Origin of the sequence: Escherichia sp. WS3063, assembly GCF_046486595.1 — a bacterium.
In the GTDB taxonomy this organism is placed as follows: domain Bacteria; phylum Pseudomonadota; class Gammaproteobacteria; order Enterobacterales; family Enterobacteriaceae; genus Escherichia; species Escherichia coli.
This window is the reverse complement of sequence record NZ_JBJQKY010000072.1, coordinates 1-1,022: the sequence shown is the minus strand read 5'-3', so window position 1 is coordinate 1,022 and position 1,022 is coordinate 1. Positions and strand designations below refer to the sequence as shown.

At 47.0% G+C, this 1,022-nt stretch carries 1 protein-coding gene; it reads left to right on the top strand.

From position 1 onward, the window contains the following. The first annotated feature begins 349 nt into the window (after positions 1-349). A complete protein-coding gene (locus tag ACJHYW_RS25210) occupies positions 350-907 on the top strand; it encodes a recombinase family protein (RefSeq protein WP_001235713.1) in 558 nt (185 codons plus the stop codon). The last annotated feature ends 115 nt before the right edge of the window (positions 908-1,022 follow it).

Genomic DNA, 1,022 nt, shown 5'->3' with positions numbered 1-1,022 from the left:
TTATTATGGTGATCCCCTGGGCGAAATGCGCCTGGTAAGCAGAGTTTTTGAAATGTAAGGCCTTTGAATAAGACAAAAGGCTGCCTCATCGCTAACTTTGCAACAGTGCCGCTGAAGCTCATCCGGTTCACCGGTGAATCTGCCATAGCTTTCAGTCTGCTCAGTGGTCAGAAAGTCAACGGGCATATCGGCCTCCCTGCCTGACGGGCATTTAGTAACATTTTTCCAACCGTACGAAATGTTATAAATTATCGGACATCGTAAAACTGTTACATTAATATGTCTATTAAATCGTAAATTTGTAATAATAGACATGAGTTGTCCGATATTCGATTTAAGGTACATTTTTATGCGACTTTTTGGTTACGCTCGGGTCTCAACCAGTCAGCAGTCTCTTGATCTTCAGGTCAGAGCACTCAAAGACGCAGGTGTGAAAGCAAACCGTATATTTACCGATAAGGCATCCGGCAGTTCAACAGACCGGGAAGGGCTGGATTTGCTGAGGATGAAGGTGGAGGAAGGTGATGTCATTCTGGTTAAGAAGCTCGACCGTCTTGGCCGCGACACTGCCGATATGATCCAACTGATAAAGGAATTTGACGCTCAGGGCGTGGCAGTCCGGTTCATTGATGACGGGATCAGTACCGACGGTGATATGGGGCAAATGGTGGTCACCATCCTGTCGGCTGTGGCACAGGCTGAACGCCGGAGGATCCTAGAACGCACGAATGAGGGCCGACAGGAAGCAAAGCTGAAAGGAATCAAATTTGGCCGCAGGCGTACCGTGGACAGGAACGTCGTGCTGACGCTTCATCAGAAGGGCACTGGTGCAACGGAAATTGCTCATCAGCTCAGTATTGCCCGCTCCACGGTTTATAAAATTCTTGAAGACGAAAGGGCCTCGTGATACGCCTATTTTTATAGGTTAATGTCATGATAATAATGGTTTCTTAGACGTCAGGTGGCACTTTTCGGGGAAATGTGCGCGGAACCCCTATTTGTTTATTTTTCTAAATACATTC

What these genes read in the sequence shown, in the direction of transcription:
- ACJHYW_RS25210 (WP_001235713.1), top strand. Translation starts at nt 350, where the DNA reads ATGCGACTTTTTGGTTACGCTCGGGTCTCAACCAGTCAGCAGTCTCTT.